Genomic DNA, 17,938 nt, shown 5'->3' with positions numbered 1-17,938 from the left:
GATGGTCCGTTCGATGTCCTTCGATGTCCGGGGGCCGGAGCCGGCGGAGCTCCGGGACCCCCGAACGGGGCGACTTTAGGCAGGTACACGACGCCCCGTCAGCCGATCTGAGCTGAACTTGAGCATCACGGTTCGGTGACGCCGGGTAGTCGAGCACCGCGAATACCGGAGCGGTAACGGACCGGCCGATGCGGTTGACCTGGTGACGTCGGATGGGAGTGGATGCCAGGATGGCCCGGTTCCGCGTGGGACCGCGCCATGCCGACGGCGACCGCGCCACCGGCCCGCACGCATACCGACGAACGCACAGGAAGGAGCCCGATGCGCCTGCTCCTGGTCGAGGACGACGACCGCGTGGCCGCCGCCCTGGTCGCGGTGCTGGGCCGACACGGCTTCCAGGTCCGGCACGCCCGCAGCGGACACGAGGCCCTGGACGCGCTCGTCCCGGACGGCAGCGAGCCCTACCGGGTGGTGCTGCTCGACCTCGGACTGCCCGACCGCGACGGCTTCGAGGTGTGCAGCCGGATCCGGGCCGGCAGCGCCGTCCCGGTCATCATGGTGACCGCCCGCGCCGACATCCGCTCCCGGATCCACGGCCTCAACCTCGGCGCCGACGACTACGTCGTCAAGCCGTACGACATGGGCGAACTGCTCGCCCGCATCCACGCGGTGGCCCGCCGCGGCACCCCCAGGACCGCCGAGGACAGCGGCCCCGAGCCGGACGGCCCGCTGGCCTCCCGCGGCGTCGAGATCGACCGCGAACGCCGCCGGGTCAGCGTCAACGGGCGCGACGTGCCACTCACCCGCAAGGAGTTCGACCTGCTGGCGCTGCTCGCCCAGAGCCCCGGCGTGGTCTACCGCCGCGAACAGATCTTCAGCGAGGTCTGGCGCTCCGGCTGGGAGGGCAACGGCCGCACCCTGGAAGTCCACATCGGCTCGCTGCGCACCAAGCTCGGCCTGCCCGGCCTGGTCGAGGCCGTCCGCGGCGTCGGCTACCGGCTCACCTCCGACAGCCCCGACAGCCCGCCCGCCGACGACGCCGCGGAGCGCTGACGTCCCGTGCGCAACCGCCTGCTCGGCATCCTGATCGCCCTGATGGCCTGCGTCCTCGCGGCCCTCGGGGCGCCGCTGGCCTACCTGATCGCCTCGTCCGAGCAGTCCGAGGTCGTCGTCGACCGGATCGACGACGCCGCCCGCTTCGCCCAGGACCTCCCCACCCAGGGCCGCGCGAGCACCACCGCCGTCAAGGGCGAACCCGAACCCGGCCCCGGAGACGGCGGCCGCCTGCACGCCCTGACCAGCGAAGCCGCCCGCTACCACGAGCTGTACGGCGCCCGGATCGGCGTCTTCGAACGCGACGGCAGCGCCGTCGCCGTCGCCCCCGACGGCTGGCGCGCCCCTGCCGACGGACCCGGCGGCCAGGCCTACCGGGAGGCGCTGGCCGGCCGCCGCAGCCACAACCCGCCCCAGGTGTGGCCCTGGACCTCCGACCGCACCCTCACCGTCGCCCTGCCCGTGGTCCGGGACGGCGACGTGGTCGCCGTCGTCCTCACCGAATCGCCCACCGGCCCGCTGCGCGCCCGGATCCTGCACCGCTGGCTGGTGCTGGCCGGCGGCGAGGCGCTCGCCATGATGGTCGCCATCCTGCTGGCCGTCCGCCTCACCGGCTGGGTGCTGCGCCCCGTCCGCACCCTCGACCGGGCCACCCACGACATCGCCACCGGCCGACTCGGCGCCCGGGTCGCCCCCAGCGGCGGACCGCCCGAACTGCGCCGCCTGGCCCGCTCGTTCAACGACATGGCCGACCACGTGGTGCTCGCCATCGACCAGCAGCGGGCCTTCGTCGCCGACGCCTCCCACCAACTGCGCAACCCGCTGGCCGCGCTGCTGCTGCGGGTCGAACTGATCGGCCTGGAACTCCCCGAGGGCCGCGAGGAGGAGATCGCCGCCGTCCGCGAGGAGGGCGCCCGGCTCGCCCGCGTCCTCGACGACCTGCTCGGACTCGCCACCGCCGAAGGCTCCCGGCCCGAACCCGAACCCGTCGACCTCGCCGAACTGGTCCGCACCCGCGCCGACGCCTGGCAGCCGCTCGCCGACCGGCGACAGGTCCGACTCCAGTGGCAGGGACCGCCGATGGCACACGCCTGGGCCGACCCGATCGGCTTCGGCAGCGCCCTCGACGCCGTCCTCGACAACGCCCTCAAGTTCTCCCCGGCCGGCAGCGAGGTCCGGGTCGGCCTCACCATCACCAAGGACGAGGTCACCGCCACCGTCACCGACGCCGGACCCGGCCTCACCGAGGAGGAACTCGCCCGCGTCGGCGACCGGTTCTGGCGCTCCTCCCGGCACCAGAACGTCGACGGCTCCGGCCTCGGCCTCTCCATCGCCCGCACCCTGCTGCTGGCCGGCGGCGGCAGCCTCGGCTTCGCGCCCGCCGAACCCAACGGGCTCCGCGTGCTGCTCACCGTGCCGCGGCGTCAGTGGAGTTGACCCGTCAGGGCTTCACCGACTGGTAGTAGCGCTTCGCGCCGTCGTGCAGCGGCAGCGGATCGGTGTACACCGCGCTGCGCAGGTCCACCAGCTGCGCCGCGTGCACCTGGCCGCCGATCCGGTCGCGGCTGTCGATCACCACCCGGGTCACCGCCTCCACCAGCGCCGGGTCCACGTCCGCCCGGGTCACCAGCAGGTTCGGCACCGCCACCGTCGACACCGGCGTGCGCTGCGGCTCCACCAGCGGATAGGCGTCCGCCGGAATGGTCGCCGCCCGGTAGGCGTCCATCCCGTAGCCCTCCAACTGGTGCAGCGGGTCCGACAGTTCGCCCATCGGCACGATCCGGATCGGGGTGTGCTCCGACAGGTCGGTCAGCGCCGCCGTCGGCAGACCGCCCGACCAGAAGAACGCGTCCAGGTCCTTGTCGCGCAACCGGTCCGCCGCGTCGCCCACGCCCAGCATCGACGAGCGCACGTCCGTGTCCGGGTCCAGCCCCGCCGCCTCCAGCAGCCGCCGGGCCACCAGGTTCACGCCCGACATCTGCTGGCCGACCCCGACCCGCAGCCCGCGCAGGTCCGACACCTTGTGCACCGGCGAGTCCGCCGGCACCACCAGCTGCATGTAGTCGTCGTACAGCCGGGCGATCGCCCGCAGCTGCGACTTCTGCGGATTCGTGAAACTCGCCACCGAGTCCGCCGTGGCGATCGCGAAGTCGTCCTGGCCCGACAGCACCCGCTCCAGGTTGTCCAACGAACCCTGGGAGTTGTCCAGCCGGACCTTCACCCCGGGCATCGCCGAACGCATCGAGTCCTTCAGCAGCACCCCGTACCGGTCGTACACCCCGCGCTGCACACCCGTCGCGAACGCCGCCTCCCCGTGCAGCCCCGACCCGGCCCGCGCCGACGACACCCACCAGCCGCCCGCACCCCCCACCACCAGCAGCAGCACGGCCGCCACCCGCACCAGCGGACTGCGCGCCGCGGAACGCAGCGCGGCACCGGCACGGGGCGGACGGGTCGAAGCAGCCATGGCAGGGATACTGCCAGCCCCGACCGCCCGGCGGGAGGCCCCGGCCGGTGCCCGTACCCTTGCTCTGTGGGTATGGAGGAGAGCTTGCGAACTTACAAGGTCGTCACGTACGGCTGCCAGATGAACGTCCACGACTCCGAGCGCCTGTCCGGGCTGCTGGAGGAGGCCGGCTACACCAAGGCCGCCGGCGACGGCGACCCCGACCTGGTGGTCTTCAACACCTGCGCGGTCCGCGAGAACGCCGACAACAAGCTGTACGGCAACCTCGGCCGGCTCGCCCCCGCCAAGCAGGCCAACAGCGGCATGCAGATCGCCGTCGGCGGCTGCCTCGCCCAGAAGGACCGCGAGACCATCGTCCGCAAGGCCCCCTGGGTCGACGTGGTCTTCGGCACCCACAACATCGGCCACCTGCCCGCCCTGCTGGAGCGCGCCGCGATCGAACGCTCCGCGCAGGTCGAGATCCTGGACTCGCTGGAGACCTTCCCCTCCACCCTGCCCACCCGGCGCGAGTCCGCGTACGCCGCCTGGGTCGCCATCTCGGTCGGCTGCAACAACACCTGCACCTTCTGCATCGTCCCCGCCCTGCGCGGCAAGGAGGAGGACCGCCGCCCCGGCGACATCCTCGCCGAGGTCGAAGCACTGGTCGCCGAGGGCGTCGTCGAGGTCACCCTGCTCGGCCAGAACGTCAACGCCTACGGCTCGGACCTCGGCGACCGGCAGGCGTTCTCCAAGCTGCTGCGTGCGTGCGGGGAGATCGAGGGGCTGGAGCGGGTCCGCTTCACCTCGCCGCACCCGAAGGACTTCACCGACGACGTGATCGCGGCGATGGCCGGGACGCCGAACGTGATGCACCAGCTGCACATGCCGCTGCAGTCCGGCTCCGACACCGTGCTGCGCGCGATGCGACGCTCCTACCGGCAGGAACGCTTCCTCGGCATCATCGAGAAGGTCCGCGCCGCGATGCCCGACGCCGCGATCTCCACCGACATCATCGTCGGCTTCCCCGGCGAGACCGACGAGGACTTCGAGCAGACCCTGCACGTCGTCCGCGAGGCCCGGTTCGCCAACGCCTTCACCTTCCAGTACTCCAAGCGGCCCGGGACGCCCGCCGCCGAGATGGAGAACCAGATCCCCAAGGCCGTGGTGCAGGAGCGCTACGACCGGCTGATCGCCCTCCAGGAGGAGATCTCCTGGGAGGAGAACAAGAAGCAGGTCGGCCGCAAGCTGGAGATCCTCGTCGCCGAGGGCGAAGGCAAGAAGGACGACCGGACGGACCGCCTCTCCGGCCGTGCGCCCGACAACCGGCTGGTCCACTTCACCCGGCCCGAGGGGGGCGTGCGGCCCGGCGACATGGTGACCGTCGAGATCACCTACGCCGCCCCGCACCACCTCCTCGCGGAGGGCCCCGTCCTCGGCGTGCGCCGCACCCGCGCGGGCGACGCGTGGGAGAAGCGACAGGCTGCGCCCGCGAAGCCGGCCGGCGTCATGCTCGGCCTCCCGTCGGTCGGCGTCCCGGCGCCCCTGCCTGCGGCGCCGGGGGGCTGCGGGTAGGCAAGGAGTGCACAACTAGGGGCGCGGGGAACTGCGCGACAAGCGCAAGTCACGTCCGCAAGGTCGCGATCACGTGCAGGTCATTGTCCTGCGTCGCGATCTTGCGGTGGGGTGCGTTCCCCTTCGCGCAGTTCTCCCCCAGCCCTGGCGGGCCGGGAGGTACCCCCACGCGCCCCCGGGTTCGCACCCTCGCAGGTCCCCGCGCCTGCACCGTAGAGTGATCGACATGCTTGTTGCCGCCGCCGTGTGCCCCTGTCCGCCGTTGCTCGTGCCCGAGGTCGCGACCGGGGCTGCGGGGGAGGCGGAGGTGTTGCGGGCGGCGTGTCTGGAGGCCGTGCGGGAGCTCGGGGGCGTGGATCTCGTCGTCGTGGTGGGGGCGGGCGAGAAGGCCGGGGTGTGGACGGAGGGCGGGGCGGGGTCGTTCCGTCGGTACGGGGTGCCGAAGGCGGTGAAGCTGCCGCTGGGCGGGGTGGACGGCCCGGAGCTGTCGCCGGCGTTGACGGTGGGGGCGTGGCTGCTGGAGGAGGCGGGCGTCCGGGTGCCGACGCACGCCGTCGCGGTGCGGGCGGACACGACGGCCGAGCGGCTGCTGGGGCTGGGCCGGGGGCTGGCCGAACTCGCCGACCGGGTGGGCCTGTTGGTGATGGGCGACGGCAGTGCCCGGCGTTCGGTGAAGGCCCCGGGGTATCTGGACGAGCGGGCCGAGGACCACGACCGCGCGGTGGCGGCGGCGCTGGCCGCCGCGGACGCGGCGGCGTTGGCCGCGCTGGACGCGGACCTCTCGGCGGAGCTGCTCGCGGAGGGCCGGGCCCCGTGGCAGGTGCTGGCGGGTGCGGCGGAAGGCGCCGCGCTGCGCGGCGAGCTGCGGTACGAGGACGCCCCGTACGGCGTCGGCTACCTGGTGGCCTCCTGGCGCTGAGCGTCAGCAGGCCACCGCGGCGCTACGGGTTCAGTCGTCCTTCGGCTTCGCGGCGAAATCGTCGCGGGCGTGCTTGGCGGCCGACGTGCCCTTGTCGATCTTCTCGCTGTACTTGTGCTTGGTGGCCTTGTCGATGGTCTCGCCGGCCTTGTCCACCATGTTGTCGATCTTGTCGCCGTGCTTTCCGGCCAGCTCGCTGGCCTTGTCCTTGAGTTCCTCGGCCTTGCCCTTGAGGTTGTCCATCAGGCCCATGAAGTGCGTTCCTCGCTTTTCGCATCAGATCGGTACCAGACATAGCTGATCTTCCCCGGTCAACGAGGGCGCGACACGGGAGGTGCCCGGGTTTTGCGAGACTGGTGGGGTGAGCGGTTCCTCTTCCTCTTCTTCTGTGTCCTCCGCACGCCCGCGCCGGGTGGTGTCGGTGGTCGGTTCGACGGCGGCCGGCAAGTCGGACCTGGCGGTGGCGATAGCCCGTGAGCTCGGCGGGGAGGTGGTGAACACCGACTCGATGCAGCTGTACAAGGGCATGGACATCGGCACCGCCAAGCTGACCGAGGCCGAGCGCGGCGGCATCCCGCACCACCTGATGGACGTCTGGGAGGTGACCGAGGCCGCCTCGGTCGCCGAGTACCAGCGTCTGGCCCGGGCCGAGATGGACCGGCTGCTGGCGGCGGGCAAGGTGCCGGTGCTGGTGGGCGGCTCGGGGCTGTACGTGCGGGCGGCGATCGACGAGATGGAGTTCCCCGGCACGGACCCCGAGGTGCGGGCCCGGTTGGAGGAGGAGCTGGAGCGGGTCGGGCCGGGGGTGCTGCACCGGCGGCTGGCCGAGCTGGACCCGGCGGCCGCGGCGGCGATCCTGACCAGCAACGGGCGGCGGATCGTCCGGGCGCTGGAGGTCATCGAGATCACCGGGCAGCCGTTCACCGCGAACCTGCCGACCCAGCGGGCCGTGTACGAGGCGGTGCAGATCGGCGTGCAGGTGCCGCGTCCGGAGCTGGACCGGCGGATCGAGCTGCGGGTGGACCGGATGTGGGAGGCCGGTCTGCTGGACGAGGTGCGGGAGCTGGAGCGGGTCGGGCTGCGCGAGGGGCTGACCGCGAGCCGGGCGCTGGGCTACCAGCAGGTGCTGGCGTTCTTCGCCGGCGAGTGCACCGAGGACGAGGCGCGGGAGGAGACCGTGCGGGCCACCCGGCGGTTCGCCCGGCGCCAGGAGTCGTGGTTCCGGCGGGACGCGCGAATCCACTGGCTGGACCGTCCGGAGGGCGCCGATCCGGTCGAACTCCTGGGCCGCGCAATGGAACTGATCGACTGCCCGGAACGTTCCGGCGACACCGGCTGACCGGCGGATTTCGGCTCTCCGGGGGCGTGATCCGGCCAGTCGCCCGGGCAGCTGCACCGGCAGACGCAGGTGCAGAAGGCACCGGCGGTCACGACCGGATCACGTCCTGGCATCGGATCACCCGATCGACCCGGTGGACGCCCTGTCGGGGTCTTGCCACGTGCCATCATCGGTAGCACCGAGGCCCGGCACGCGGGCCGGCCTCACTGCCCGCGAGCTCCCGGAGCCCGCGTCGAGCCATCTGGGGAGGCCGCGTGTCAACGGGTACCGGCCCCGAAACCGATGAGCTGCTGGGCGACAGGTCCGACGGATCCGAGACGCTGCCCGAGCTCGCCGTCCCCACCACCTCGTACGCGGTGGCCCTGCCCGCGATCGACGACCTGGCCGCCGCGCCGGGCGTGGTGCACGTGCGGGACATCCGGCCGCGCCGTCGGCTGCGCTGGTGGCAGATCCTGCCGATCGCCGGAACGGTGATGCTCGGCTCGCTGATGTTCGCCTTCCCGCTGGCCTTCGGCAGCGAGGGCGCGACCGCGATGATCGGGATGCTCGGCCTGCTGATCACCGCCGCCTCGGTCGGCTGGGGCGCGATGGCCGCCCGCCGGGCCGGTTACAAGTGGCCGGGCGTGCCGCGTAGGGGCAGCTCCGAGCGGGCCGGCTGGAAGGCCATCGTGGTCTACACCCTGCTGGTGGCGGTGGCCCTGGCGCTGGCCGTCTGGCGGGTCGTCCACCTGCGTGGTTGACACTCCCCGGCCGTTACCATCGGCGGTGTGAGCGAGCGCAGCGGTATCAGCGGAACGGCCTTCCTCAAGGGGCACGGCACCCAGAACGACTTCGTGATCGTCCCCGACCCGGACGGCGAGCTGGAGTTGTCGGCGGCCACCGTCGCCGAACTGTGCGACCGGCGGGCCGGGATCGGCGCGGACGGGGTGCTGCGGGTGGTGCGGTCGGCCGCCGAGCCGGACGCGGCGGCGATGGCCGGGCAGGCCGAGTGGTTCATGGACTACCGGAACGCGGACGGCTCGATCGCCGAGATGTGCGGCAACGGCGTGCGGGTCTTCGCCCGCTACCTGGTGCACGCCGGGCACGCGAAGCCGGGCGAACTGGCGGTCGCCACCCGCGGCGGGGTGAAGAAGGTCCGGGTCGCCGAGGACGCCGCCGACGGCACCCCGGGCGAGATCACCGTGGACATGGGCCGCGCGGTGCTGCCCGGCCCGGACGACATCACCGTCACCGTCGACGGGCGCAGCTGGCCCGCGCTGAACGTCAACATGGGCAACCCGCACGCGGTCGCGTTCGTGGCGGACCTCGCGCACGCCGGGCACCTGTACGACGCGCCCGCCACCGCGCCGGAGGGCGTGTACCCCCAGGGTGTGAACGTGGAGTTCGTGGTGGACCGCGGCGAGCGGCAGGTGGCGATGCGGGTGCACGAGCGCGGCTCCGGCGAGACCCGCTCGTGCGGGACGGGCGCCTGCGCGGTCGCGGTGGCCGCGATCCGCCGGGCCGGACTGGACCCGGCGGCGACCGGACGGGCCGTCAGCTGGACGGTCGACCTGCCCGGCGGGCGGCTGGTGATCGAGGAGTTCCCCGACGGCCGGATCGAGATGACCGGCCCCGCCGTGATCGTCGCCGAGGGCGTGCTGCTGTAACGGCAGGTCAGGCGGACGAAGCGTCAGCTCCCGCTTCCCAGGCCGGTATCCGGCTAATCCCCCCGTTCGGGTGAGGCCGGTGGCGGAGTCGAAGCGGGGGCTCGCCGAACGTGCTGTGCTCGGTAGCATGGACCACCGGGTCGGCCGTCGCTCCGGTGTTGCTGCCGGAGGTGCAGATGACCATCCGCTCCGAGTTGGCGGGCTCGCCGTCCAAGCAGCAGGCGAGCCGCTTCAGCCGTGCGGCGCTCGGCCGGGCCGGCCGGGCGGCGCTGCTCGCCACCGGGCGGACGCCCGTCCCCGACGCCATCGAACCGATCGTGCAGGCGCACCGGGTGCACCATCCGCAGGCCGACCTGGCGCTGCTGGCCCGGGCCTACCGGGTCGCCGAGGCGAGCCACCGCGGGCAGACCCGCAAGAGCGGCGAGCCGTACATCACCCACCCGCTCGCGGTCACCATGATCCTCGCCCAACTCGGCGCGGACACCACCACGCTGGTCGCCTCGCTGCTGCACGACACCGTCGAGGACACCGAGGTGACGCTCGATCAGGTCGCCGAGCACTTCGGGCCGGAGGTCGCGTACCTGGTGGACGGCGTCACCAAGCTGGAGAAGGTCGACTTCGGCGCGGCGGCGGAACCCGAGACCTTCCGCAAGATGCTGGTCGCCACCGGCGACGACGTCCGGGTGATGGTGGTCAAACTCGCCGACCGGCTGCACAACATGCGCACCATCCGGCACATGAAGCCGGCCAGTCAGGTGCGGATCGCCAAGGTCACCCGGGACGTGCTGATCCCGCTCGCCGAACGGCTCGGCATCCAGGTGGTGAAGGCGGAGCTGGAGGACATCGTCTTCGCCACCCTGCACCCCGAGGAGTACGCGCGCACCGACGCGGTGGCCGACGGCTGGACGGACGGCGTGCTCGCCCCGTTCGCCGCCGAACTCGGCCGCCAGCTCGCCGAGGCCGGGATCTCCTCCGCCGTGACCGTCCGCCCCCGGCACCTGGTCTCGCTGCACCGGGTGATGATCAAGCGCGAGGCCGGCCCGGACAGCGCGGGGCTGCGGCCCGCCGACTTCGGCCGGCTGCTGGTGGTGGTCGAGGAGAACGCCGACTGCTACGCGGTGCTCGGCGAACTGCACACCTGCTGGACGCCGCTGCCCGGCGAGTTCAAGGACTTCGTGGCCGCCCCCAAGTTCAACCTGTACCAGTCGCTGCACACCGCGGTGGCGCTGCCCGGCGGCGAGGTGGTCGAGGTCCTGGTGCGCACCCGGCGGATGCACGAGGTCGCCGAGACCGGCGTGGTCGCGCTCGGCGACCCGCGCACCGACCGGCAGGGCGCCGCCGACGACCCCGAGGACCGCACCGACCCGGCCCGCCCCGGCTGGCTGGCCCGCCTGCTGGAGTGGCAGCAGGGCACCCCCGACCCGGACGCCTTCTGGTCCGCGCTCACCGCCGACCTGCGCGACGACCGCGAGATCACCGCCGTCACCGAGGACGGCACCACCCTGCACCTGCCGGCCGGCGCCAGCTGTCTGGACGCCGCGTACCTGATCGGCGAGGACACCGGGCACCGGTGCATCGGCGCCCGGGTCAACGGCCGGCTCACCGCGCTCTCCACCGAACTGCGCGACGGCGACGTGCTCGGCCTGCTCACCGCCCCCGTCGACGAGGACAGCGGACCGGACCCGGAGTGGCTGGAGTACGTCCGCACCCCCGCCGCCCGGCTCGCCATCGAACGCCGGCTGGCGGCCGGACCGCTGCCCGCGCCCGCCGCCGAACGGCCGCCCGCGCCCGGCGCCCCGACGCCCGCCGCCCCGCCCGCGCCAGCCGCCGGAGCGCCCGCCGATGTGCCCGAACTGCCGGGCGCTGCCGTCCGGTTGGCGCGCTGCTGCACGCCGGTGCCGCCCGACGAGGTGACCGGCATCGTGCTGCGCGGCAAGGTCGTCACGGTGCACCGGGCGCCCTGTCCGACCGGCCTCCGGATGCTGCGCGCCGGCCGCCGCCGGGTGGAGGTCCGCTGGCTGCCAGGCGGCGCCCCGCAGTGGGGCTACCGGGCGACGCTGCACGCCGAGGCGCTGAACCGGCCCCGACTGCTGGCCGACCTGACCGCCGCGATCTCCGGCGAAGGCGTGTCGATCTTCTCCGCCGACGTCGAGCCGCCCCGACAGCTGCGGGTCCGGCACAGCTACACCCTGGAACTGGCCGACGCCGCCGCGCTGCCCGCCGTGATGCGGGCGATGCTCCGGGTCTCCGGCGTGTACGACGTCTACCGGCCGGGCGGGCCCGAGGAGTTGCCGGCCCGGCCCGCGATGCCGGCGGCGGGGGCGGAGCCGGCCGTACCGGGGCCGGTGGCGGGGGCCGCCGCGACGGCTGGTAAAAGGGATGACTCGGGCACAGCGGGCGTGCGACCATCGTGGGGAATTCACGGCGGCTCCGCCGTGTTGTCCGAGAGCATCACCCGACCGACCCAAGGATGAAATGACCTCCACGTTCGACAGCCGCACCCGATCGAGCGAGTCGGCCAGCCGCCTCGCCGACCTCAAGGCGGAAGCCCTGATGGACGAGGACCTCGCGGCGATCGACGAGGGCCTCGGCAACAACTACGACGGAGAGCAGTACGACCGCTCCGAGCGCGCCGCGCTCCGACGCGTGGCCGGCCTCTCCACCGAACTGCAGGACGTCACCGAAGTCGAGTACCGCCAGCTCCGCCTGGAGCGCGTGGTGCTCGTCGGCGTGTGGACGGACGGCACGCTGGAGGAGGCGGAGAACTCGATGGCCGAGCTCGCCGCCCTCGCCGAGACGGCCGGCTCCGAAGTCCTGGACGGCGTGATCCAGCGCCGTGACAAGCCCGACGCGGCCACCTACATCGGCTCCGGCAAGGCCCAGCAGCTGCGCGACCTGGTCGCCTCCACCGGCGCCGACACCGTGGTCTGCGACGGTGAGCTGACGCCCGGCCAGCTGATCCACCTGGAAGACGTGGTGAAGGTCAAGGTCGTCGACCGCACCGCGCTGATCCTGGACATCTTCGCCCAGCACGCCAAGTCCCGTGAGGGCAAGGCGCAGGTCTCGCTCGCGCAGATGCAGTACATGCTGCCGCGCCTGCGAGGCTGGGGTGCGTCGCTGTCCCGGCAGATGGGTGGCGGTGGCTCCGGCACCTCGGGCGGCGGCATGGCCACCCGTGGCCCCGGTGAGACCAAGATCGAGACCGACCGTCGGCGGATCCGCGAGAAGATGGCGAAGCTCCGCAAGGAGATCGCCGACATGAAGAAGGGCCGCGACACCAAGCGGCAGGAGCGGCGGCGCCACCAGGTGCCCTCGGTGGCGATCGCCGGGTACACCAACGCCGGCAAGTCCTCGCTGCTCAACCGGCTCACCGGCGCCGGCGTCCTGGTGGAGAACTCGCTGTTCGCCACCCTGGACCCGACGGTCCGCCGGGCGCAGACCCCGAGCGGCCGGCTGTACACGCTGGCCGACACCGTCGGCTTCGTCCGGCACCTGCCGCACCACCTGGTCGAGGCGTTCCGCTCCACCATGGAGGAGGTCGCCGAGGCCGACCTCATCCTGCACGTGGTGGACGGCTCCCACCCGGAGCCGGAGGTGCAGCTCGCCGCCGTCCGCGAGGTGATCGTCTCGGTCGACGCACAGAACGTGCCCGAGGTCGTGGTGATCAACAAGGCGGACGCCGCCGACCCGGCGGTGCTCCAGCGCCTGCTGCGCCGCGAGCCGCACGCCATCGTGGTGTCGGCCCGCAGCGGCCAGGGCATCGACGAACTCCTCGCCCTGATCGACGAAGAACTGCCGCGCCCGGCGGTGGAGGTCAAGGTGCTGGTGCCGTACACCCGCGGCGACCTGGTCTCCCGGGTGCACGCGGAGGGCGAGCTGCTCTCCACCGAGCACACCGCGGAGGGCACGCTGCTGCACGCCAAGGTGGCGGCGGTGCTCGCCGGCGAGCTGGAGCGGTACGCGGTCGTCACCGCGTAGTCCGTCCGCAGAACGGCCCGAGGTAGGAGTCCCTTCCTCGGGCCGTTCGCGTGTCCCGGGCTACTTGGCCTGGAGGAACGCGTCGAACATCTTCTTGGCGTCCGAACCCAGGTTGGGGCCGGCCATCCAGGTGTCGTCACCGAACGAGTTGTCGGAGAACAGCATCGTCCTGCCGTCGTGCTTGGTGAACCAGCCGCCGCCGGAGGAACCGCCGGTCATGTCGCAGCCGATGGCGAGCATCGGCGGCCGGGAGGAGTCGAAGACGAACGGGGTCGGCTTCAGGCTGGAGTCGCAGTGCTCCAACTCCTCGCCGTCGAAGGGCGGCCCGGCCGGGTAGCCCCACGACGACGCCGAGGCGATCTCGCCCGGCTGGGCGCCGAACCAGATCGGCACCGAACCGCCCACGGTCTCCTCCAGCGAACGGGTGGTGGAGCCGTCCTCCGAGGCCACCCGGATCACCGCGAAGTCGAACTGGCTGATCGCGCTGCCGGTGTGCCCCTCCTTCTGGGTCGTCCACTGCGGCATCACGTACAGCGAGCGGGCCGCCCAGACGCCCATCGGGGCCCGCTGTTCACGGGTGGCGCTCTTGACCTTGCCGTTGCTGCTCGCGCCGGACTTGTTGTAGCCGGGGACGAAGATCAGCTTCTGGTAGTAGTCGGCGTTCTTGCCCCCGTGCACGCAGTGCGCAGCCGTCCACACCAGGTTGCTCTTGCCGGGGTGGCTCGGGTCGGACACCACGGTGCCCGAACACACCATGCCGCCCTCCGGGCTCTCGAAGTAGATCTTGCCGACCACCGCGGAGTCCGCGCTGTACGGGTGCGGCTGCGCCTTCGCCGGGATGGTCTTCGGGAAGACCACGTCCGCGATCGACGGGAACTGCTTGGTGTCCGGCTTGTCGACCTTGACGCCCTGGGCGCCGGAGAGCTTCTTCCCGTCCCAGAAGCTCTTGATCTTCTCCAGGTCCTCCGGCTTGAAGCCGTTCTTGGAGGCCCAGTCGGACCAGTCGTCGGCGGTCCAGCTGGAGACCTTGGCAAGCGTGTTCTGAATGTCCTTCACGTCCACGCCCGGCTTCGAGGCGCCGGTGGCCGGCGGGGCCGCGTTCGGCTTGCTGCTGCTCTGGCAGGCGGCGGTGGTGACGGCGAGCACCGTCACCAGGGCGGCCGCAGCGATGGTGCGGACACGGCGCGCGGCGGTTCGATGCTGGGTGGTCATGGGCAGTTCCCCCGTGGTCGTCGGTCGGTCGAAAGGTGGCGGGAGGTGACGCGCGGTCACTTCCGTGAGATGTAGTCGAGGGCCTGGCGGGCCACGCCCTCCAAGTAGGGGCCGTTCAGGGCGGTGTGGGCCGAGGTGCCGATCGAGGTGTTGCTGACCAGCCGCTGACGGCCGTCCGGACCGTCCGCGAACCAGCCGCCGCCCGAGGCGCCGGCCGTCATCGTGCAGCCGATCACCAGCATCGCCGGGCGGGCCGCGTCGAAGCTGCGCGAGCCCGGGCGGCCGGAGTCGCAGCGCTCCAACTCCTGCCCGTCGAACGGCGCGACGGCCGGATAGCCCCAGGCCTGGATCGCCAACTGCTCGCGCGGCGCGTCGAACCACACCGGCACCGCGGTGCCGATGACCTCCTCCAGCGAGCGGGTCTCGCCCTCCGGGCCGCGCACCTTGAGCACCGCGAAGTCGTACTGGTTGGCGGCGTCCCCGCCCCGGGTGCCCTCGGTGGTCCACAGCGGCGAGGTGATCACCTGGTCGGCCCACCACTGGCCGAGCGGGGCGACATCGGCGAGCGCCGCCCGGTGGTGGTCGCTGGCCGCGCCCGAGCTGTTGTACGCCGGGACGAAGACCAGGTTCTTGTACCAGTCACCGCCCTTGCCCTCGTGGACGCAGTGCGCCGCCGTCCACACCAGGTTGCTGTGCCCCGGGTGCGCCGGATCGGCGACCACGGTGGCCGAGCACTGGCCGGTGCCGCCGTTCGGGGCCGTCATGAAGACCTTCCCGGACGCCGGATAGCTGGTGTACGGCCGTGGCACCGGCTGCGCGGCGACCGCCGCCGTCGGTCCGCCCGTGGACGGCGAGGGCCCGGTGGAGGACGACGGGGCCGGTGACTCCGGCGAGGGCGCGGCGGGGGACGAAGGGGCCGGTGGCTCCGGGGCGGGCGCGACGGGGGACGAAGGGGCCGGTGGCTCCGGGGCGGGCGCGGGCTGTTGCGGCGGCGCCTGGTCCATCGTCTCGGCGCTCCACACGCCCGCCACCGCGGGGTTGTGGAAACCGTGGCGCTGCGCCCAGCGGTCCCACTCGGTGAATCCCCAGTGCTTCAACTCGGCGAAGCTGCGCGGGTCCTCGCCCCCGCCCGGCCCGCCGTCCGAGCCGCAGCCCGCCACCCCGCCCAGCAGCACGGCCGCCGTCAGCGCGGCCAGCACCCCCCGTGCCCTCAACTCTCAACCCCCCTGAAACGGTCCGTTCCCCCGGGGGACAGTCTTTCATCCGGGTGCGAGCCACCGGCGGGCGGTGCGGTCCTGTTGGCGTCCGGTCATCGAACCGTGATGGTGACGGTCCGTCAGGATCCCAGTGGCGCTGCCGGTACGCGGATCATCGGGCGAAACTCACCGGAACGAGTGAGCCGATCTTGTGCCCGCCCCATCGGGATAGGTAACCCTTACCCGAAGGCAATCGCGCGGCTCAAGGAGCGGATTTGGCCACCATCCTCACCGACGTTCTCCCGGTCGCCCGGCCGTCGGCCGAAGACCCCAGCTCGGACCTGCTGCTCCACCCCGACCCGGCCGTCGCCGCCGAACACGCCGCCACCGAGAGCCTGTTGCGGTGCTGGGCCCGGGAGACCGCCGCCGAACGCCCCGACGGCGACCTGCTGCGCATCCCCGTCCTCGGCGGCGCCGCCCAGCTCTCCGCGCCCGTCCGGCACTGGTCGGCCTGCGGCTGGCACCGCTTCGGCCCCGCCACCGTCTCCACCGGCGCCGCCGAACACCCGGTGGACGCCGTCACCGTCGCCGCCCTGGTGGCCGGCGCCACCGGCCGCCCCGAACCCGGCCAACTCGCCGACCTCACCTCCCGGGTGGCCGACTCGGTCGGCCGCACCGCCGAGATCCTCGCCCACCGCCGGACCGGCCCCGCGGGCCCGACCGACCCGTTCCTGCGCGCGGAGCAGTCGCTGCTGCTCGGCCACCCCCTGCACCCCACCCCGAAGAGCCGCGACGGCCTCGGCCCCGCCCAGTCCGCCGCCTACTCGCCGGAGCTGCACGGCTCGTTCCGGCTGCACTGGTGGGCCGTCGACCGCGGCCTGCTCGCCGCCGACTCCGCCACCGGCACCCCCGCCGAGCGGATCACCGCCGAGCTGTACGGCCGGCCGCTGCCCGACGGCGCCGCGGCGCTGCCCCTGCACCCTTGGCAGGCACGCGAGCTGACGCTCCGACCGGCCGTCGCCGACCTGCTCGACCAGGGCCTGCTCACCGACCTCGGCCAGCACGGCGAGCCCTGGCACCCCACCAGCTCGGTGCGCACCGTCTGCCGACCCGGCACCCCGTGGATGCTCAAGCTCTCGCTGGGCCTGCGGATCACCAACTCCCGCCGGGAGAACCTGCGCAAGGAACTCCACCGCGGCGCGGAGGTGCACCGGCTGCTGGAAGCCGGCCTGGCCCGGCAGTGGCAGGCCGCCCACCCCGGCTTCGACATCGTCCGCGACCCGGCCTGGATCGGCGTCGACCACCCCGCGCTCGGCGACCCGAACGGCCTGGACACCGTGCTCCGGCAGCTGCCGTTCGGCCCCGGCGACCGGGCCCTGTGCGTGGCCGGACTGATCGCCGAACAGCCCGCCGACCCGGCCGGCTCGCAACTCGCCCAGGTGCTCGGCGAACTCGCCGCCCGCACCGGCCGACCCGTGCACACCGTCGCCACCGAGTGGTTCCTGCGCTACCTGGACGCCGTGGTGCTGCCGATCCTCTGGCTGGACGGACAGGCCGGCATCGCGCTGGAGGCCCACCAGCAGAACAGCCTGGTCCTGCTCGACCCGCAGGGCTGGCCCACCGGCGGCCGCTACCGCGACAACCAGGGCTACTACTTCCGCACCTCGCACACCGACCGGCTGCACCGGCTGCTGCCCGACCTCGGCGCACACAGCGACACCTTCGTCCCCGACGCCGTCGCCGACGAACGCTTCGCCTACTACCTCGGCATCAACCACGTCCTCGGCCTGATCGGCGCCTTCGGCTCCCAGCAACTCGCCGACGAGCACCTGCTGCTGGCCGCGCTGCGCCGCTTCCTGGCCGGCCCCGCCGCCACCGCCACCCGCTCCGCGCTGCCCGCCCACCTGCTGGACGCCCCCACCCTGCGCTGCAAGGCCAACCTGCTGACCAGGCTGCACGGCCTCGACGAACTGGTCGGCCCGGTGGAGACCCAGTCGGTGTACGTGGAGATCGCCAACCCGGTGGCCCGGGCGTGACGGCGGAGCTCCGCATCCCCACGTCCGCCGGTGAACTCGTCCTGCGCGCCGTGCAGTTGGCCGACGACCTCGGCCTGCTCACGGACTGGATGAACGACCCGGAGACCGACCGCTGGTGGGCGCTGGCCGGGCCGCCGGAGACCACCGCCGCCCACCTCGCCGGGCAGCTCGACGGGGACGGCCGCAGCCGGCCCGTCCTCGCCCTGCTCGACGGCGAACCCACCGGCTACTTCGAGCTGTACCGCGCCGACCTCGACCCGCTGGCCGCGCACTACCCCGCCCGTCCGCACGACCTCGGCGTGCACCTGTTGCTCGCCCCCGCCGCCCGCGGCCGGGGCCTCGGCGCCCTGCTGCTCGACGCGATCGCCGCCCGGCTGCTGCGGGACGACCCCCGCTGCACCCGGGTGCTCGCCGAGCCCGACGTCCGCAACACGCCCTCCGTCCGGGCGTTCACCGCCGCCGGATTCACCCGCGCCGGCGACCTCGACCTCCCCGACAAGCGTGCCGCCCTGATGATCCGACCGCGGCCCGAGAGCTAGGA

Annotated in this window: 15 protein-coding genes; 11 read left to right on the top strand and 4 right to left on the bottom strand. The window is 73.2% G+C overall.

Features of this window, described 5'->3' with window-relative positions:
• The first annotated feature begins 321 nt into the window (after window positions 1–321).
• Both ACFV4P_RS30090 and ACFV4P_RS30085 read left to right on the top strand, forming a co-directional pair.
• Window positions 322–1,053, top strand: coding sequence for a response regulator transcription factor (locus ACFV4P_RS30090; protein WP_380476477.1), 732 nt, complete (start codon window positions 322–324; stop codon window positions 1,051–1,053).
• A gap of 6 nt (window positions 1,054–1,059) precedes the next feature.
• A complete protein-coding gene (locus ACFV4P_RS30085) occupies window positions 1,060–2,490 on the top strand; it encodes a sensor histidine kinase (RefSeq protein WP_380476475.1) in 1,431 nt (476 codons plus the stop codon).
• 4 nt (window positions 2,491–2,494) lie between these two features.
• Here the strand turns inward: ACFV4P_RS30085 and ACFV4P_RS30080 are convergent, their stop codons facing one another.
• Window positions 2,495–3,520, bottom strand: coding sequence for a TAXI family TRAP transporter solute-binding subunit (locus tag ACFV4P_RS30080; protein WP_380476473.1), 1,026 nt, complete (start codon window positions 3,518–3,520; stop codon window positions 2,495–2,497).
• Between the two features lie 72 nt (window positions 3,521–3,592).
• Here ACFV4P_RS30080 and miaB point away from each other — a divergent pair, with 72 nt between their 5' ends.
• Window positions 3,593–5,071, top strand: coding sequence for a tRNA (N6-isopentenyl adenosine(37)-C2)-methylthiotransferase MiaB (miaB, locus tag ACFV4P_RS30075; protein ID WP_380476471.1), 1,479 nt, complete (start codon window positions 3,593–3,595; stop codon window positions 5,069–5,071).
• Window positions 5,072–5,297: 226 nt separating this feature from the next.
• The gene (locus ACFV4P_RS30070; RefSeq protein ID WP_380476469.1) at window positions 5,298–5,990 is read left to right on the top strand and encodes a hypothetical protein; all 693 of its coding nucleotides are present in this window, start codon (window positions 5,298–5,300) and stop codon (window positions 5,988–5,990) included.
• Between the two features lie 30 nt (window positions 5,991–6,020).
• On the opposite strand, the gene ACFV4P_RS30065 is transcribed toward ACFV4P_RS30070, so the two are convergent.
• Entirely contained in the window at window positions 6,021–6,242 is a 222-nt protein-coding gene (locus tag ACFV4P_RS30065) for an antitoxin (RefSeq protein ID WP_380476467.1), read from the bottom strand.
• 136 nt (window positions 6,243–6,378) lie between these two features.
• Between ACFV4P_RS30065 and miaA the strand changes: the two genes are divergently transcribed.
• The 5 genes from miaA to hflX all read left to right on the top strand — a co-directional run bounded on the left by miaA (window position 6,379) and on the right by hflX (window position 12,953).
• On the top strand, window positions 6,379–7,329 hold the full coding sequence (miaA, locus tag ACFV4P_RS30060; RefSeq protein WP_380476465.1) for a tRNA (adenosine(37)-N6)-dimethylallyltransferase MiaA: 951 nt from the start codon (window positions 6,379–6,381) through the stop codon (window positions 7,327–7,329).
• Window positions 7,330–7,583: 254 nt separating this feature from the next.
• Window positions 7,584–8,069 (top strand): hypothetical protein, encoded by a 486-nt coding sequence (locus tag ACFV4P_RS30055; RefSeq protein WP_380476463.1) that lies wholly within the window; start codon window positions 7,584–7,586, stop codon window positions 8,067–8,069.
• Window positions 8,070–8,096: 27 nt separating this feature from the next.
• Complete coding sequence (gene dapF, locus ACFV4P_RS30050; protein ID WP_380476461.1) at window positions 8,097–8,975, top strand: diaminopimelate epimerase; 879 nt, start codon at window positions 8,097–8,099, stop codon at window positions 8,973–8,975.
• 176 nt (window positions 8,976–9,151) lie between these two features.
• The gene (locus ACFV4P_RS30045; RefSeq protein WP_380476459.1) at window positions 9,152–11,449 is read left to right on the top strand and encodes a RelA/SpoT family protein; all 2,298 of its coding nucleotides are present in this window, start codon (window positions 9,152–9,154) and stop codon (window positions 11,447–11,449) included.
• Window position 11,450: 1 nt separating this feature from the next.
• Window positions 11,451–12,953: a GTPase HflX gene (gene hflX / locus ACFV4P_RS30040; protein ID WP_380476457.1), complete on the top strand. Its 1,503-nt coding sequence runs from the start codon at window positions 11,451–11,453 to the stop codon at window positions 12,951–12,953.
• A gap of 60 nt (window positions 12,954–13,013) precedes the next feature.
• On the opposite strand, the gene ACFV4P_RS30035 is transcribed toward hflX, so the two are convergent.
• Together ACFV4P_RS30035 and ACFV4P_RS30030 are read right to left on the bottom strand one after the other, a co-directional pair.
• The gene (locus ACFV4P_RS30035) at window positions 13,014–14,165 is read right to left on the bottom strand and encodes a trypsin-like serine peptidase (protein ID WP_380476455.1); all 1,152 of its coding nucleotides are present in this window, start codon (window positions 14,163–14,165) and stop codon (window positions 13,014–13,016) included.
• Window positions 14,166–14,221: 56 nt separating this feature from the next.
• The gene (locus ACFV4P_RS30030; RefSeq protein ID WP_380476453.1) at window positions 14,222–15,379 is read right to left on the bottom strand and encodes a trypsin-like serine peptidase; all 1,158 of its coding nucleotides are present in this window, start codon (window positions 15,377–15,379) and stop codon (window positions 14,222–14,224) included.
• 257 nt (window positions 15,380–15,636) lie between these two features.
• On the opposite strand from ACFV4P_RS30030, the gene ACFV4P_RS30025 reads away from it, so the two are divergent.
• Window positions 15,637–17,397 (top strand): IucA/IucC family protein, encoded by a 1,761-nt coding sequence (locus ACFV4P_RS30025; RefSeq protein ID WP_380476451.1) that lies wholly within the window; start codon window positions 15,637–15,639, stop codon window positions 17,395–17,397.
• The gene (locus tag ACFV4P_RS30020; protein WP_380476449.1) at window positions 17,394–17,936 is read left to right on the top strand and encodes a GNAT family N-acetyltransferase; all 543 of its coding nucleotides are present in this window, start codon (window positions 17,394–17,396) and stop codon (window positions 17,934–17,936) included. Before ACFV4P_RS30025 ends, ACFV4P_RS30020 begins: the two co-directional genes overlap by 4 nt.
• Window positions 17,937–17,938: the final 2 nt, after the last annotated feature.

It is taken from the genome of Kitasatospora sp. NPDC059795 (assembly GCF_042732175.1).
GTDB lineage: Bacteria > Actinomycetota > Actinomycetes > Streptomycetales > Streptomycetaceae > Kitasatospora.
This window is presented reverse-complemented; position numbering and strand designations above follow the sequence as displayed.

What these genes read in the sequence shown, in the direction of transcription:
- ACFV4P_RS30090 (WP_380476477.1), top strand. Translation starts at nt 322, where the DNA reads ATGCGCCTGCTCCTGGTCGAGGACGACGACCGCGTGGCCGCCGCCCTG.
- miaB (WP_380476471.1), top strand. Translation starts at nt 3,593, where the DNA reads ATGGAGGAGAGCTTGCGAACTTACAAGGTCGTCACGTACGGCTGCCAG.
- ACFV4P_RS30070 (WP_380476469.1), top strand. Translation starts at nt 5,298, where the DNA reads ATGCTTGTTGCCGCCGCCGTGTGCCCCTGTCCGCCGTTGCTCGTGCCC.
- ACFV4P_RS30035 (WP_380476455.1), bottom strand. Translation starts at nt 14,165, where the DNA reads ATGACCACCCAGCATCGAACCGCCGCGCGCCGTGTCCGCACCATCGCT.
- hflX (WP_380476457.1), top strand. Translation starts at nt 11,451, where the DNA reads ATGACCTCCACGTTCGACAGCCGCACCCGATCGAGCGAGTCGGCCAGC.
- ACFV4P_RS30065 (WP_380476467.1), bottom strand. Translation starts at nt 6,242, where the DNA reads ATGGGCCTGATGGACAACCTCAAGGGCAAGGCCGAGGAACTCAAGGAC.
- ACFV4P_RS30045 (WP_380476459.1), top strand. Translation starts at nt 9,152, where the DNA reads ATGACCATCCGCTCCGAGTTGGCGGGCTCGCCGTCCAAGCAGCAGGCG.
- ACFV4P_RS30080 (WP_380476473.1), bottom strand. Translation starts at nt 3,520, where the DNA reads ATGGCTGCTTCGACCCGTCCGCCCCGTGCCGGTGCCGCGCTGCGTTCC.